This window comes from Brevibacillus sp. HD3.3A (assembly GCF_013284375.2).
Classification (GTDB): domain Bacteria; phylum Bacillota; class Bacilli; order Brevibacillales; family Brevibacillaceae; genus Brevibacillus; species Brevibacillus parabrevis.
Map to the genome: position 1 here is coordinate 1,657,049 of NZ_CP085874.1, position 16,107 is coordinate 1,673,155.

General features: G+C 51.9%; 15 protein-coding genes and 1 riboswitch. Of the genes, 14 read left to right on the top strand and 1 reads right to left on the bottom strand.

Translation table 11 applies throughout. The annotated features are described in order from the left end of the window. The first annotated feature begins 84 nt into the window (after positions 1-84). The 4 genes from HP435_RS08110 to thrS all read left to right on the top strand — a co-directional run bounded on the left by HP435_RS08110 (position 85) and on the right by thrS (position 4,915). Positions 85-303 carry a hypothetical protein gene (locus HP435_RS08110; protein WP_063228695.1) on the top strand — a complete coding sequence of 73 codons (219 nt, stop codon included), beginning with the start codon at positions 85-87 and terminating at the stop codon, positions 301-303. A gap of 153 nt (positions 304-456) precedes the next feature. Beyond that, positions 457-1,563 carry a cyclic dehypoxanthinyl futalosine synthase gene (gene mqnC / locus HP435_RS08115; protein ID WP_122963124.1) on the top strand — a complete coding sequence of 369 codons (1,107 nt, stop codon included), beginning with the start codon at positions 457-459 and terminating at the stop codon, positions 1,561-1,563. 185 nt (positions 1,564-1,748) lie between these two features. Next, the gene (gene ytxC, locus HP435_RS08120) at positions 1,749-2,669 is read left to right on the top strand and encodes a putative sporulation protein YtxC (RefSeq protein ID WP_122963125.1); all 921 of its coding nucleotides are present in this window, start codon (positions 1,749-1,751) and stop codon (positions 2,667-2,669) included. 332 nt (positions 2,670-3,001) lie between these two features. Further along, positions 3,002-4,915 (top strand): threonine--tRNA ligase, encoded by a 1,914-nt coding sequence (gene thrS, locus HP435_RS08125; RefSeq protein ID WP_122963126.1) that lies wholly within the window; start codon positions 3,002-3,004, stop codon positions 4,913-4,915. An 89-nt stretch (positions 4,916-5,004) separates the two neighbouring features. Here thrS and HP435_RS08130 read toward each other — a convergent pair whose 3' ends face one another. After that, entirely contained in the window at positions 5,005-6,735 is a 1,731-nt protein-coding gene (locus tag HP435_RS08130) for a methyl-accepting chemotaxis protein (RefSeq protein WP_122963127.1), read from the bottom strand. Positions 6,736-6,883: 148 nt separating this feature from the next. Beyond that, positions 6,884-6,966, bottom strand: a riboswitch (cyclic di-GMP riboswitch). 188 nt (positions 6,967-7,154) lie between these two features. On the opposite strand from HP435_RS08130, the gene moaA reads away from it, so the two are divergent. The 10 genes from moaA (at position 7,155) to ilvC (ending at position 16,091) form a co-directional block, all read left to right on the top strand. After that, positions 7,155-8,180 carry a GTP 3',8-cyclase MoaA gene (gene moaA / locus HP435_RS08135; RefSeq protein ID WP_173598353.1) on the top strand — a complete coding sequence of 342 codons (1,026 nt, stop codon included), beginning with the start codon at positions 7,155-7,157 and terminating at the stop codon, positions 8,178-8,180. Between the two features lie 262 nt (positions 8,181-8,442). Further along, positions 8,443-8,946: a translation initiation factor IF-3 gene (gene infC, locus HP435_RS08140; protein WP_005829338.1), complete on the top strand. Its 504-nt coding sequence runs from the start codon at positions 8,443-8,445 to the stop codon at positions 8,944-8,946. Positions 8,947-8,976: 30 nt separating this feature from the next. Continuing rightward, positions 8,977-9,174, top strand: coding sequence for a 50S ribosomal protein L35 (gene rpmI / locus HP435_RS08145; protein ID WP_012685334.1), 198 nt, complete (start codon positions 8,977-8,979; stop codon positions 9,172-9,174). 91 nt (positions 9,175-9,265) lie between these two features. Beyond that, positions 9,266-9,625: a 50S ribosomal protein L20 gene (rplT, locus tag HP435_RS08150; RefSeq protein ID WP_063228701.1), complete on the top strand. Its 360-nt coding sequence runs from the start codon at positions 9,266-9,268 to the stop codon at positions 9,623-9,625. A gap of 270 nt (positions 9,626-9,895) precedes the next feature. Then, positions 9,896-10,129 carry a hypothetical protein gene (locus tag HP435_RS08155; protein WP_173596209.1) on the top strand — a complete coding sequence of 78 codons (234 nt, stop codon included), beginning with the start codon at positions 9,896-9,898 and terminating at the stop codon, positions 10,127-10,129. A 154-nt stretch (positions 10,130-10,283) separates the two neighbouring features. Further along, on the top strand, positions 10,284-10,985 hold the full coding sequence (locus HP435_RS08160; RefSeq protein ID WP_173596210.1) for a phosphoadenylyl-sulfate reductase: 702 nt from the start codon (positions 10,284-10,286) through the stop codon (positions 10,983-10,985). 22 nt (positions 10,986-11,007) lie between these two features. Next, positions 11,008-12,159 carry a sulfate adenylyltransferase gene (sat, locus tag HP435_RS08165; RefSeq protein WP_122963129.1) on the top strand — a complete coding sequence of 384 codons (1,152 nt, stop codon included), beginning with the start codon at positions 11,008-11,010 and terminating at the stop codon, positions 12,157-12,159. 607 nt (positions 12,160-12,766) lie between these two features. Next, a complete protein-coding gene (gene ilvB / locus HP435_RS08170; protein ID WP_173596212.1) occupies positions 12,767-14,503 on the top strand; it encodes a biosynthetic-type acetolactate synthase large subunit in 1,737 nt (578 codons plus the stop codon). A 1-nt stretch (position 14,504) separates the two neighbouring features. Then, positions 14,505-15,011, top strand: a complete 507-nt coding sequence (gene ilvN / locus HP435_RS08175; protein ID WP_063228706.1) for an acetolactate synthase small subunit — start codon at positions 14,505-14,507, stop codon at positions 15,009-15,011. Between the two features lie 57 nt (positions 15,012-15,068). Continuing rightward, positions 15,069-16,091, top strand: coding sequence for a ketol-acid reductoisomerase (ilvC, locus tag HP435_RS08180; RefSeq protein WP_122963131.1), 1,023 nt, complete (start codon positions 15,069-15,071; stop codon positions 16,089-16,091). Positions 16,092-16,107 lie beyond the last annotated feature (16 nt).

Consider the following 16,107-nt stretch of genomic DNA (forward strand, 5'->3'; position numbering starts at 1 on the left):
GGAAGTCCCTAGCTTTTCCATTGACGATAGGAAAGAATATCCATTAGTATAGAGAAGAAGGACATACAGCGTTGGGAGGAGCCCATGAAGACATTGGGATCGGGGAAAGTCGTTTTTTATGCGCCGGATGGAACCAGCGTGCAACTGACAGGAGAAATTGACGTGCGCGGAGACCGGGTAGCCGTGACTGAAATCATTTACTTTAACGGTCAGCCTAATGGTGCGCGTGAAACCAATCTGCCACTTTCGCAAACGGTCATCTACTGGGAACCGGAAGTGTATGAGCAGATCGGATTTGAATGATAAAAGAACAAGAAATATCGGGCAGCCCTGCTTTTTGCGGGGCTGTTTTGCATAAAGCTCCTGTTTGTGGCAGCACCTCGGGCTATAGCCGTTATGTCCCGAGTGTGATATCATGTGGGATGGAATTTACGTATGGTACAAGGAGTGATCCTGATGATCGATGCTATATTGGAGCGTGCCCTTGCAGGGGAACGACTGGGCCTGGAAGACGGCCTGGCCTTGTTTGCCAGCAACGAAATTGAAAAGATCGGACACTACGCCAATCTGGTGATGCAAAAGCATCATCCGGAACCAATTGCCACGTTTGTTATCAGCCGAAATGTGAACTACACGAACATTTGCGATACGTATTGCCGCTTTTGCGCCTTTTACCGTCGTCCAGGCTCAAGCGAAGGCTATGTACTGCCAAGAGAAACCATTTTCCAAAAGATTCAGGAGACCGTAGACGTAGGCGGTACGGAAATCTTGATGCAGGGCGGAACGAACCCGGATTTGAAAATTGATTACTTTACCGACCTGCTGCGGGCGATCAAGGAACGTTTTCCGAAAATCACCATGCACTCGCTGTCGGTAGCGGAAGTCATCAAAATCGCGGAAGTCTCCAACATGTCAGTCGAGGATGTGCTCAAAGAGCTGAAGGCAGCGGGGCTGGATTCCTTGCCGGGAGCGGGCGGAGAAATTCTCGACGACCGTACGCGCCGCAAAATTTCCCGTTTGAAAGGCTCTTGGAAAGAGTGGATCGATACGCAAAAAGCTGCTCACCGCATCGGGTTGCCAGGTACGGCGACGATGGTAATCGGCTTTGGCGAGGAGATGGAGGAGCGCGTGCTGTCTTTGCTGCGCATCCGTGAAGCACAGGACGAGACGCACGGCTTCAAAGCGTTCATCGTCTGGACGTTCCAGCCGGACAACACCAACATGAAGGCCGTCAACAACACGCCGGAAGAATACCTCAAGTCTTTGGCGATCAGCCGACTCATGCTGGACAATATCGAAAACTTCCAATCTTCCTGGGTTACCATGGGCCCGCACTACGGCCAATTGTCGCTCTCTTACGGAGCAAACGACTTCGGTCAGACGATGATGGAAGAAAACGTCGTTTCAGCCGCCGCATGTACGTACAAAGTGAACACCAACCAGATTCTCGAACTGATTCGCGGAGCAGGCAAAATCCCTGCGCAGCGCAATACCCAGTACGACATCCTGCGCGTGTTCCAGGACGGCGAGATGGCAGAGAAAGATTTTGTGATGCAAAACTAATTGATATACCAGCTGTTTCCACGCGCTGCTTGATCACCAGCCTTTGTCAAAGGGGAAGTGATGAGGGAGCGCGTTTTTTATATGGAACGACCCTATTTTCCAATCCCCGGTTTCCAATCGTTTAAAAGTATATCGCCAATCAAGGGACATATACTGTAACTACAATTGCGGTTGGGGGGATGAAAATGCAAACGTATCGCGTATTGCTGGAGAATGTCCCTGAGCATAGTGGCACGTATCGCGTGATCGTAAACGAAATGCTGGAGCGAGTCAATACGGCCCCGGTGCGCATTACATACAAGGAGCAAGAGCAGGAGGACTACTGCACGTTCCTTTTTCAAAGCTGGTGCGAAGAAGAATATGATGCGCAGACGATAGAGTGGGCGAGAGCTTTTGTGGCATTGACGTTGGCAGAGTGGGTGACACAGGTCAAGGAAGCGGACATCATGCAGGAAATGGCTGCCGATCTGTTGGCGGCAGAACAGCTGGAAGAAGAATGGGGAGAAATTTTGCCTTACATCGAGCGCATGTGCCAGGAAATCGAGCAGGATGGCCGCGAGCTTTTGGCTGCCACGACCCGCAAGGCCAATGTTTACCGCAAGGCGTTTTTGTATCTGGAGCAGGAGCGGACGATCAACGTCCTGGGTTTCATCCGGTTCCGGCTGCAAGAGCATTGGAACGAGCTGTTTGAACTGGTGGAGTCCGGGATTGACGAATATCTGGAAGACAAGCAATACCAGGAATTTGTCGAGCTGTTGCGCTACTTCATCGCCGTGCAGGAAGTGAAACAGGAAGTGGTCCATGTTGTTCCTAGTGTGGACAAACCTTTCCATCTTTATGACAAACAGGGAGACCGTCTCTGGCTGGAGCAGCTGGATTCCGTGCTCAGCATGGACGAACAAAAGTGCCGGGACGAGGATTATTTGGTCAGCGCCTTGGTTACACTGGCTCCTGAGAGTATCGTGCTGCACATGGCTGGCGACAGACCGGGGCTTGCGCAAACGATACGCAGCATTTTCGACAGCCGGCTGATTACGTGCCATTCCTGTTCATTATGCATTGGGCAAAGACGTGTACTTGACGGGAACAATCCGAGTCCACTATAATAAGCAACAACAAACGTATATGGCTTACAAATACGATGAGAAGGACATGGACGATATGAAGATCGCTCTAGAGAGGCGGGCCTAGGCTGGGAGCTTGCTGCGAGATCATATGGATCTACCCCCTTCGAGTAGCAGCCGGGAACGAAGCGCGTTTGCTTCCACTATCGGTTTGCCGGTTCCCATACCGTTATCATGTCATGAGGAGTCTGTTTCGGTGTTCCTTTTTATGCAAACAGACTTGAACTAGGGTGGTACCGCGAGAATGCACTCGTCCCTTTTTGGGATGGGTGTTTTTTATTTTCTCAAAAACAAACAGGAAGGAAGAATCCAAGGTGGCACAAATTAACGTAACATTCCCAGATGGCGCAGTTCGTCAGTATGATGCTGGGATCACCATCGAAGAGATCGCAGGCTCGATTAGCGCAAGCCTGAAGAAAAAAGCAGTAGCCGGTAAAAAAGACGGCAAAGTGGTGGATTTGTACACGCCACTTGAGGATGATGCAGCGATTGAAATCGTCACTCTCGATACACCGGACGGATTGGAAGTATATCGCCACAGTACCGCTCACTTGCTCGCCCAGGCTGTACGCCGCATCTACGGCAGCGAAGTGAAATTCGGTATCGGTCCCGTGATTGAGGATGGCTTCTACTACGATATGGATATTCCGGTAGCACTCTCGCCCGAGGATTTGGGCAAGATCGAAGCCGAAATGGAAAAAATCGTGAAAGAAGATTTGCCGATTCGCCGCAGAGTGGTGAGCCGCGATGAGGCGATTCGAATCTTCTCCGATCTGAACGATCACCTCAAGCTGGAACTGATTCGCGATCTGCCAGACGAGGCTACCATTACTTTGTACGAGCAGGGCGAGTTTTTCGACCTCTGTCGCGGCCCGCACTTGCCATCGACTGGCTTCATCAAGGCGTTCAAGCTGATGAGTGTAGCAGGCGCATACTGGCGCGGAAAAGCGGAAAACCAGGTGCTGCAACGCGTATACGGTACAGCTTGGCCGAAAAAAGCCGACATGGATGAATATCTGCACTTCATCGAAGAGGCGAGAAAACGCGATCACCGCAAACTGGGCAAAGAGCTAGGATTGTTCATGTTCTCCGAAGAAGCTCCAGGCATGCCGTTCTACCTGCCATACGGCTTCACTGTCCGCAACGAGCTGGAGCAATTCTCCCGCCGCCTGCAGCAGTTGGCGCAGTACACAGAGGTGCGCTCTCCGTTCCTCATGAACGAGCGTCTCTGGAAAGAGTCCGGCCACTGGGATCACTACAAGGAAAACATGTACTTCTCCGAGGTCGAGCACGCGACTTATGCGCTGAAGCCGATGAACTGCCCTGGACACATGCTGATTTACAAAAATGCGATGCACTCCTATCGCGACCTGCCAATCCGCTACTCCGAATTTGGTCAGGTGCACCGCCACGAGTATTCCGGCGCGCTGAACGGCATGCTTCGCGTTCGGACTTTCTGCCAGGATGACGCGCACGCTTTCGTTCGTCCTGACCAGATCCAGAACGAAATCAAGAGCATGATTCAACTGATCGATAAAATTTACAACGTCTTCGGCTTCGAATACAGCGTAGCGCTCTCGACTCGTCCAGAGGATTCCATGGGCTCCGACGAACTGTGGGAAACTGCGGAAAGCTCCTTGAAAAAGGTGCTGGAAGACTTGGAAATGCCTTACGAGATCAAAGAAGGCGACGGCGCTTTCTACGGTCCGAAGATCGACTTCCAAATTACTGACGCGTTGAAACGCCGCCACCAATGCGGAACGATCCAGCTCGACTTCCAGATGCCAGAGAAGTTTGACCTGACTTATATTGGCCAGGACAACGAGAAGCACCGTCCGGTTGTCTTGCACCGTGCGATGTACGGCTCGATGGAGCGCTTCATCGGCATCCTGATCGAGCACTATGCCGGGGCGTTCCCAGTATGGCTGACTCCGGTTCAGGCTCGCCTGATGAACATCAGCGAGGTACACATTCCTTATGCAGAGCAAGTCAAAGAAAAACTGCAACAAGCAGGAATCCGCGTGGAGCTGGATGCGCGCAACGAAAAAATCGGCTACAAAATCCGCGAAGCGCAAGTGCAAAAAATCCCGTACATGCTGGTCATCGGTGAAAAAGAGATGGCTGACGGCACACTGTCTGTTCGCAGACGCGGCGTAGGCGACGAAGGTGCCATGACTGTGGATGCCTTCGTGGAAAAAATCCGCGCTGAAATCAACGAAATGAAGTAAAAACAACAAAACGGTCATGAAAAAGGGCAGTCTCTTCCGCGATGAAGAGAACTGCCCTTTTTGCTTTTTTCGTGATTCGTGAAAGGAAATTACAGAGCGGACTCCAGGCGGGACAACAGGGAGACGACCTCGCTCGATGCCTCCTGGAGCAAGAGATACGTTTGCTGCGCTCCCGCCAGATCTTGAGCCTGGTACTGCTCGACGGCTTGCTTGGCGTAAGCATGAACCATCCGGTGCGGCTCCTCAAGCTTTTTGAAGATCGGATTGTTTCGCACTTGGGCAGACAACTCGCCATAGTACCAGTTCCCGAGACGGCATGTGTGGTGGGAGCCCATTTCGCTTGCGTTCAAGTGCTCCAAGCCCAAAAACATGTTGTAAATTTTCCATTTCCACAGAAGATGGTCGGTTTTTGCCACGCGGACGATGTCTTTCGAGCTGAGCTTGACGTTGATCGTAAAGAACGTTTTGCGGTAATCGTCCATTTTTCGGCTCAATTCCAAAATCAGCTGGGCCGTATCCTTGGCGATTTCCTGCGAATGCGCGCTCAAGTCAAAAATCGTGGAGTTGCGGCGGGCAATGTCCGTTACGGAAGAAGCCTGCTCCTCGGTCATGGCGGCAATTTGCGAGGTCGATTGGCTGATTTCCTGCATCGCGGTCACAATTTTGTTCAAGGCGACGTCAGCGTATTGGGCCTCACTCACACAGCGCTCAACCAGTTTGCCTGTATCGTCCATTTGCTGGGTCACCTGATTGGAGACATGCTGCAACGATGCCATATTGGTTGTAATTTGGCTGATTTGTTCTTTTGTATGCTCGGCCAATTTGCGAACTTCTGAGGCGACAACGGCGAAGCCGCGCCCCTGGTCGCCTGCCCGCGCAGCCTCGATACTGGCGTTGAGGGCGAGCAGATTCGTTTGCTCGGCGATTTCCCGAATAATATGCACGACATCCTGGGTCTGGTGAATCTCCTGATCGAGCTTGTTGACGCGGCCCATGACCTCTTCGAAGACGCGCCCGACTTGCCGGATGTCTCCCAGCGCGGCATTGATGATCTGCCTGCTCTGTTCTGCGGAGTGGACGGCATCGTCCGTTCCTTCCGCCACCTTGATAGCGTGGTTGGCCACTTCCTGAATGGAAGCGCTCATTTCTTCCGTAGCTGCTGTCACGCTGTGGCTTTCCTCAATTTGTTCGTCCATGCCCGAGATGAGCTGTTTGGTCGTATCGAGCTGTGTCATATGATTCAACATGTCGGAGATGCCGAACAAAAATGATTTGAACGTCTCTTCCATATATACTTCCACGATCAGTTGCTGATCGAACGCTGCCAGTTTTTGGACGGATGTGACCATTTGCATCATTTGATGCGGCTGATGGCTCCATTTTTCCATCAAGATCGATGTCATGATCTGAATCAACATATGATGAGCGGAGATAAAATGATCGGCTGTCAGATGAATGCGGCTGTGAACTTGTCCAATCACAATTCTCGTCTTCACGTATTCGTAATCCACATTCGCCTGCAGAAACTGTTCAAGATACAACTCCAATGTGTGTTTCAATTTTCCTAGTGTTGAGTGGTCGAGAATCAGTTTTTGCAATTGATCAACAGCCGTGATTGCGCCGTAAAATTGGTCGACAATCTTCGCTTTAAAGGGCGAAAGCGTTTCGGCAGCATTTTTGACATGGGCGAGCGTGTCTTGATCCACCCCTAAAAAGGACAAGCGCTCCTTTACTCGTTCTCCTACTTGATCGATGTCAGTCGTGTGAGAGGATTTTACGTACTCTGTCCATGGCTTTGTTTTCTTCGTAAAAAATTGCATGCAGACCTCCGGATTCTTTGCTTTTCTCTTTTTTAGTCGTTCGCTTCAAAACGGGGGAAGAGAGCATACGTCAATGGTGCTTTGGTGAGTGAATTGGCGATAGTGGACACGACAAATGTTCTGGGATAAAATAAACCGACCCTACAGCAATAATAGGGTCGGTTGCACTACTCACTCCCAGCCATTCAAGTGCCCACATACAAATCGCTGATCATCGCTTCCACTTTCAGTTATACAATTTCACAATATATAGTCATATTAGCTTATATTAATTCAAAAAGGGAATAGCAAAAATGAGCTATTTACACTTTCAAGCAAAATATTATGGTTTTGCATAGGAACAACCAGGCGAAAGTGCAGGAAAGCTATTACGCCCGATCGTGGATATGATACGCTAGGAAAAAGGAGAGTGACAGCCAATGCCAGAGCAGTCGCCACTCGTTGATACACGAAATCGCCCTCTCCGCGATTTGCGTATTTCCGTGACAGACAAATGCAATTTTCGTTGCAGATACTGCATGCCTGCGGAAATTTTTGGACCGGACTTTGAGTTTTTGCCGCAGCACAAGCTGCTTTCATTTGAAGAGATTGTTCGACTGACCGACATTTTCGCCTCGCTTGGCGTCCAGAAAATCAGAATTACAGGCGGAGAGCCGCTCATGCGCAGAGGCTTGCCTGTGTTAATTGAAATGATAAAAAAAGTAGCAGGTATTCACGACATCGCTATGACCACCAACGGTTCGTTGCTCGTCCGCCACGCGCAGGCTCTGAAGGAAGCAGGACTTGACCGCGTGACAGTCAGTCTCGACAGTCTGGACAACGAGCGGTTCGGCACATTGAACGGCAGGGGCTATCCGGTAGAAGCTGTGCTGGACGGCATACGGGCGGCGGCTGAAGCAGGTCTTGGCGTGAAAATCAACATGGTCGTGCAGCGGGGAGTGAATGACCAAGATATTTTGCCGATGGCCAAATACTTCCGCGAGCAGGGGCATACTTTGCGCTTCATTGAATTTATGGATGTCGGAAACTCCAATGGCTGGAAGCTGGATCAGGTCGTGCCGTCCAGCGAAATCGTCCGCATGATTCACCAGGAGATGCCGCTTGTTCCGATCGAGGCAAATTACTTCGGGGAGGTCGCTTCGCGCTATCGCTACGAGGACGGGGATCAGGAGATCGGGCTGATTTCTTCTGTGACGCAAGCTTTTTGCTCCACCTGTACCCGCGCCAGGCTGTCCGCAGAGGGCAAAATGTACAACTGCTTGTTCGCTTCTGCGGGAGAAGACTTGCGCGAGCCGCTGCGAAACGGAGCGAGCGACGATGAGATCAGAGCGCAGATTCAGACGATCTGGACCAAGCGCGATGAACGATATTCAGAAGAGCGGCTGGATGAGACGCCTGGCCTCGTAAAACGTCCCAAGGTGGAAATGTCGCACATTGGAGGATAGTGTGTGATAAGCCTTGACAAAGACAACTCTAACCTGTATCATGAATTGAGTGTATAAACACTTCATACTTCGAGAACAAGCAGAGGCGCCCAGCTTCTCACCTGCGTCGACGTCTTCCACGACTGTTGACAGGTAACTCTTATGCAAAGATCCTTGGATCTGATGAAATTGCTTAGGTGAGATATGTGCGGGCGCAGATGCGTTCGCACATTTTTGTTCCTTCTCGAAATTGACGGAGGTGGCAAGTATTAGCAAGGATCAAATGTTAATCAACGAAGCGATCCGTGCCCGTGAAGTCCGTTTGATCGGTGCTGACGGGAGCCAATTGGGAGTCGTACCTTTTAGGGAAGCGTTGCGCATTGCCCAGGAAGCCGAACTGGATCTGGTAAACGTTGCTCCTACAGCCAAACCGCCTGTTTGCCGTATCATGGACTATGGAAAGTTCAAGTACGAGCAGGCGAAAAAGGAGAAAGAAGCGCGGAAAAACCAGAAGATCATCGAGCTGAAAGAAGTGCGTTTTTCGTCTAACATCGAGGAACACGATTTTCAAACCAAGCTTCGCAACGTCCGCAAGTTCTTGGAGGATCATCACAAGGTGAAGTGTACGATCCGTTTCCGTGGACGTGAAATCACCCACTCCGAAATCGGCCTTGGCGTTATGGAACGTGTGGCTGCCCAGTGTGAAGATCTCGCTACGCCTGAGCGTAAACCGAAGATCGAGGGCCGCAGCATGATCATGATTCTGGCTCCGAAAGCGGAAAAGTAAGATAGTAGTTTAGACAGGAGGATTTTTCAGATGCCTAAAATGAAAACCAACAAGGCTGCTGCGAAACGTTTCAAAAAGACTGGAAGCGGCCAATTGAAGCGCGACCGCGCATTTGGTAGCCACTTGTTCGCTAACAAATCGACGAAAGCGAAGCGCCACCTGCGCAAAGCTGCACTCGTTTCCAAAGGCGATCAAAAACGTATTGAGCAAATGCTCACTTACCTGTAAGTTTTTGTATCACTACACACATTACGCAGCATGAGCTCCCTAAGCGCCTAGCAGTAGGCCGCCATGCTGGAAAGACCAGGAGGAGTTTAGTATGCCAAGAGTAAAAGGTGGCATTGTTACACGCCGTCGTCATAAGAAAATTTTGAAGCTGGCGAAAGGATACTTCGGTTCCAAACATCGCCTGTTTAAATCCGCTAATGCGCAGGTAATGAAATCCCTGCTTTATGCATACCGTGATCGTCGTCAAAAGAAACGCGACTTCCGCAAACTGTGGATCACTCGTATCAACGCGCAAGCTCGCTTGAACGGTCTGTCCTACAGCCGTCTGATGCATGGCCTGAAAGTGGCTGGCATCGAAGTGAACCGCAAAATGCTGGCTGATCTGGCTGTTAACGACAAAGCTGCTTTCAACGAACTGGCAACAGTTGCAAAAGGCAAGCTGAACGCTTAATCGGCTGCATCACGAGCCGACCTTTTCCCCGTGGGGAGATGGTCGGTTTTTTTGCGTATAAAGGTCTTTCCCTTTTTCCATCCGCAAGACAGCAAGTATCGGCAAAAAGCAGCCAAACGGCTTTTGCCGCCAAAAAATGGGCGTGGGACGTAGAAGAACTTCCGTCTCAGGTTGGAGAGAAAAACAATCTTCCGTCCGTGTCGGAGGGACTGCCTCCTGCCATACAATAAAAAGTGTCAAAGGAAAACATTGGATAGGGAGAGATCATATATGAAAAAACAAAAATGGATGATGATGATGGGTGCTACGGCGGTTGTTTGTTCGGCGTTGTTCGTTCCGGGAGCATTTGCCAAAGAAAAAGACGATGTCTATGTAGCACCGGTCGTTTTCACGAAAGGCGCACCTCTTGTGCAAAACGTGGATCAGGTCAAAAATACGATTCCTACCAGCAGCACATTTATTATCCCGCCTGCCAAAGAAGACGTGAAAGTAGAAAAGAAATAACAGCGAAATACCGCGAGAAGCGATCAGGCATAATGTCTGGTCGCTTCGTTCATTTTGGCGTGGCCGATGCAGTTTTGTCGGCAGGACGAATCTCCACTTCCGGATTTCCAACATATGATGGTGGGTGAATCCTAGCAGGAAGGGAGTTTCGCTGATGAGCAATCGCCAGAGGATGGCGGATGAGGAATTGCAGGTATGGGCATACCGGATGGAAGCCAAATTGCCACAGGACGTGCTGGTTCTGGCGGTAGAAAACTTTGCAGGCAATCTCGTCCTCGCCTCAAGCTTTGGTGCCGAAGATGTAGTGCTGATCGACATGCTGCATAAACTGGCGCCGACCATACCTGTCTTTTATCTCGATACGAACAAACATTTTGCCGAAACCTACGAGACGCGGGACAAACTGCAAGAGCGTTACCAGACCAAGTTTATCCAGGTGTTGCCACAGATGACGCTGGCTGAGCAGGAAGAGAAGCATGGAGAGAAATTATGGGAAACGGACCCGAATCTTTGCTGCCAAATTCGCAAGGTAGAGCCATTGCAGCGGGTTTTGTCCGGCTACGACGCGTGGATTACAGGAATACGCCGCGATCAGGCGCCGACACGCGCCCATGCGAAAAAAGTGGAGTGGGATGACAAATTCAATCTGGTGAAGTTTAATCCGCTTGCGGACTGGACGATGGATCAGGTGTGGGAATATATACATGCAAATCAGGTCCCTTACAATCCGCTGCATGATCGCCACTATCCGAGCATTGGCTGCAGTGTGTGCACCCGGCCTGTCCTCCCGGGGCAAGATCCGCGTGCAGGGCGCTGGGCCGGCTTTGACAAGACCGAGTGCGGTCTGCACAAGTAGGAGAGGAAGAGGGGGAGTTGGCATGCAAACGATCTTGCCGCACGGCGGAACGCTCATCAATCGGCTGGTGAACCAGGCGGAAGCGGCAGACAACGCAAGTGTCAAAAAAGTGATCACGATAGACGAATGGACCTTGTCCGATCTCGATTGTTTGGCGATTGGCGCCTTTTCGCCGCTGACAGGCTTTATGAACGAGGCAGACTACCGCTCTGTCGTCGAGACGATGCGGCTCGCAGACGGGACAGTGTGGCCTTTGCCGGTAACGCTTGCTGTCGATCCGCTCGTGTATGCGGACATTCAGCCGGGAGACAGGGTGCTGTTGCGCGGGGAGGATGGGGAGGATTATGCGGTTCTTCACGTGCAAAGCTGCTATGAGCCGGACAAGGAACGGGAAGCGAGACAAGTATTTCGCACGGCCGATCAGGCGCATCCGGGCGTGAAGAAGCTTGCCCAGAAGCCGGGCCTGTATGTGGGCGGTCCTGTGCAAGTGCTGAAAAGACCGAGGCCAAAGCGCTTTGCCGAGTATTATTTGACGCCGGAGGAAACGCGAGAAAGCTTTGCCAGACAAGGCTGGAAAACAGTGGTCGGCTTTCAGACGAGAAATCCGGTCCACCGGGCGCACGAGTACATCCAGAAAGCGGCGATGGAGATCGTTGACGGGCTGTTTCTCAACCCGTTGATGGGGGAGACGAAGTCGGACGATATCGATTCGCAAGTGAGAATGAAAAGCTATCTCGCCCTGCTGGAAAATTACTATCCGAAACAGCGCGTGCTGCTCGCCGCCTTTCCGGCAGCCATGCGTTATGCGGGGCCGAGAGAGGCGGTTTTTCACGCGCTCGTCCGCAAAAACTACGGCTGCACGCACTTCATCGTAGGCCGCGATCATGCAGGAGTCGGCGATTACTACGGGACGTATGACGCGCAGCACATCTTTTCTGCGTTTGAGCCAGGCGAGCTGGGTATCCAGCTTTTGTTTTTCGAACACAGCTTTTACTGCACGGCTTGCCAGGGGATGGCGACCGCGAAGACTTGCCCGCATGACGCGAGCTTGCACCTGACGCTTTCCGGGACAAAAGTGCGCGAATTGCTGCGCAGCGGCAAGACTCCGCCCCCGGAATTTACCCGCCCGGAAATCGCCAGCATTTTGATCGAGGGTCTGCGCGAACAGAGATAAACGTGTTCCCAAAACAGGGGGAAGGGACGGCAGTGCCGTTCCGTTTCCTTGTCCAAAACGGGGACAAGCCGGAACAAAAATGTATCCGCTTTCACGCAAAAACCGCGCCGTTCCGCCATTTTCTATTGAGCACTCGTTCGGACGAAAGTCTAGTAAAATCTTTTTGTTTTCGTTGACACCCCAAAAGTGCCTAGCTATAATCAGACGTAACACTTTATTTTCTGACAACAACAATATTAGAAATATTGTTATAATAGCAGGCTATGACGAGGATGGTGCACGTCTCCCCTTTTACAGAGAGCCCTGATTGCTGAGAAACGGGTATCGGGTACGTTGCATTGCTCACCTCCGAGCTGTTTTGCTGAAATGTGCGTAAAATCACATAGTAGGCAAAACCGATTAACACCCGTTAGCGTGTTACAGTCCGCATTTATTGTGACTGGCTGAGATCGGCTGACCGTGAGGCGCCGATAAAGTTGGGTGGTACCGCGAACCCTTTCGCCCCAAAAGACATGGAAATCGAACCGTGTCGGGGCGAAAGGGTTTTTCTATGTGTCTATAGGTATTGTTTATAGGTACCTGTTGAGAAGTGGGAGGAGGAGAGGAAATGAGTGTTGAAATGGCCGAATTGCAGAAAAAGAACGGCATGCCACCGATCCAGTTCGGTGAGGAAGTGACAGGAGCAGAAACGCTTCTGCGCTGTTTGATCCTGGAGCAGGTCGAGTACATTTTCGGCTATCCAGGCGGAGCGGTTCTCCCGATCTACGATTCCTTGTACGGGAGCTACTTCAAGCACATTTTGACCCGCCATGAGCAAGGCGCTATCCACGCTGCTGACGGATATGCCCGCGCCACTGGCAAACCGGGCGTATGTATCGCCACTTCCGGGCCGGGGGCGACCAACCTCGTAACGGGAATTGCGACAGCCCAGATGGACTCGGTTCCGCTGGTGTGCATCACCGGAAACGTAGCCCAGTCGTTGATCGGAACAGACGCGTTCCAGGAAGCGAACATTACAGGGATCACGATCCCGATTACAAAGCACAGCTACTTCGTCCGCGATATCCGCGATCTGCCGCGCATCGTGAAGGAAGCGTTCCACATCGCAACGACAGGACGTCCGGGTCCGGTGCTCATCGATATTCCAAAAGATGTGGCGAATGCGACAGCGCCGTTCACCTACCCGGACAAAGTCGAGATTCGCGGCTACCGCGACACGCTCGTGCCGACAGACGAAGAAGTGCAAACATTTGTTACCGCGATTGGCGAAGCGAAGCGCCCGGTCATTTTGGCAGGCGGCGGCATCATCGCCTCGAAAGCCGAAGCAGAGCTGCTCGCTTTTGCCGAAAAGGCTCGCATCCCTGTCATCAACACTTTCATGGGTCTTGGCGGTTTCCCTGGAACGCACGAATTGGCGCTCGCCATGCCGGGCATGCACGGAAACTACACCGCCAACCAGGCGCTGCTGAACGCAGACTGTGTCATCGGGCTGGGCGCGCGTTTCGATGACCGGATCACGATGGGCCGCACAAAAGAATTTGCGCCGAAAGCTCGCATCGTTCACGTCGACATCGATCCGGCAGAGCTGGGCAAAAACGTGGAAACAGCCGTAACGGTGGCTGGAGATGTCAAAAGCACCCTGGCCAAAGCGATTCCGGTTGCCCGCACTTGCGATTCCGAAGCGTGGATCAGCCAGTTGAAAGAATGGCAAGCCCAGTATCCGTACAAGTACAAAAAAGACGGCGACGTGCTGAAGCCGCAAGCAGTCATCGAGCTTCTGTACAGCTCCACAGATGGGGAAGCGATCGTCACAACAGACGTTGGACAACACCAGATGTGGACAGCACAATACTACAAGTTCAAGCATCCGCGCTCGTTTATCTCTTCCGGTGGCCTCGGCACGATGGGCTTCGGCTTCCCGGCAGCGATCGGCGCACAGATCGCGCATCCTGATCGCACAGTAATTTCAGTGGTTGGCGATGGCGGCTTCCAGATGACAAACCAGGAGCTGGCGATTGTCTCCCAGTACAACATTCCGGTGAAAGTCGCGATTGTGAACAACCAGTGCTTGGGGATGGTTCGCCAATGGCAGGAATTGTTCTACGACAATCGTTACAGCCAAATCGATCTGACGTGCAGCCCGGATTTCGTCAAACTGGCGGAAGCGTACGGAGTCAAAGGATTGCGTGCAACCACACCAGAGGAAGCGGAAGCGGTTTGGGCAGAGGCGCTCAAGCATGATGGGCCAGTCGTAGTGGACTTCCGCGTCGCGCAGGAAGAAAACGTATATCCGATGGTAGCGTCAGGCGACACATTAGATCAGATGGAATTGGGGGACGATTAGGATGCAACAACATACCATCGCCGTACTCGTCAACGATCACCCCGGCGTTTTGACCCGAGTCGCTACCTTGTTCGGGCAGCGCGGCTATAACATCGACAGCATCACGGTGGGCGGAACAGAAGAACAAGGTCTGTCCCGGATGATTATTACCACAGGCGCAGATGACCGTCAGATCCAACAACTGATGAAGCAACTGCAAAAACTGATCGATGTCATCTCGGTGACGAACCTCAGCGAAAATCCTTATGTTTCCAGAGAGCTGGCGCTGATCAAGGTAAGTGCTTCGCCAAGCCAGCTGGCAGAGCTGAACGGGATCGTCGAGCCGTTCCGCGCCGCGATCGTCGATGTCGGGCCGACTTCGCTGATCGTGCAAGTGACGGGTGACACCGAAAAAATCGACGCGCTGCTTGTCCTTTTGCAAAGCTATGGGGTACTCGAACTGACCCGCACCGGATCAGTAGCGATGGCGCGCAGTATTGTTCCAGCAACAGCCGCAGCAACGGTTTAAATTGCAAAATTCAGAATAGAAATTCAAACTAAACGATATTTCAGGGAGGCTACACAAATGGTAAAAATGTATTATGAAGCGGACGTAAACAAAGAGGTACTGCGTGGCAAAACAATTGCGATCATCGGCTACGGCAGCCAAGGCCATGCGCAAGCACAAAACCTACGCGACAGCGGTTATAAAGTAGTAGTAGGTCTGCGCCCCGGGAAATCCTGGGATGTAGCGGCTAAAGACGGCTTTGAAGTTTTGACGGTAGCAGAAGCAACCAAGCGCGCTGATGTTGTGCAAATCTTGATGCCAGACGAGCGCCAGGCGCAAGTGTACCGCGACGAGATCGCGCCAAACCTGAAATCCGGCGCAGCACTGTGCTTCTCCCACGGCTTCAACATCCACTATGCGCAAATCGTGCCGCCAGCAGACGTTGACGTCATCATGTCCGCTCCGAAAAGCCCTGGTCACCTCGTTCGCCGCGTATACCAAGAAGGCTTCGGCGTACCTGGTCTGATCGCGATCTATCAGGATGCGACTGGCAATGCGAAAGACCTCGCTCTGGCCTACTCCAGCGGAATCGGTTGCACCAAAGCAGGCGTAATCGAAACAACCTTCCGTGAAGAGACAGAAACAGACCTGTTCGGTGAGCAAGCGGTATTGTGTGGCGGAGCAAGCGAGCTGGTAAAAGCAGGATTCGATACGCTGGTAGAAGCAGGGTACGCCCCTGAGATCGCCTACTTCGAGTGCTTGCATGAGCTGAAGCTGATCGTCGACCTGATGTACGAGGGCGGTCTGGCTCGCATGCGCTACTCGATCAGTGACACAGCGGAATACGGTGACTACAGCACAGGCCGCCGCATCATCACAGACGAGACTCGCAAAGAAATGAAAAAAGTGCTGGCTGAAATCCAAGACGGTACTTTCGCTCGCAACTGGATCTTGGAAAACCAAGCGAACCGCCCTGGCTTCACTTCCCGCCGCCGTCTGGAAGCAGAACACGGCATCGAAGTAGTAGGTCAACAACTGCGCGGCATGATGTCTTGGCTGAACAAAGACACGAAAAAAGAAGAAGCGAAAATCGGTCAATAAGGATCGTTACAAAGAG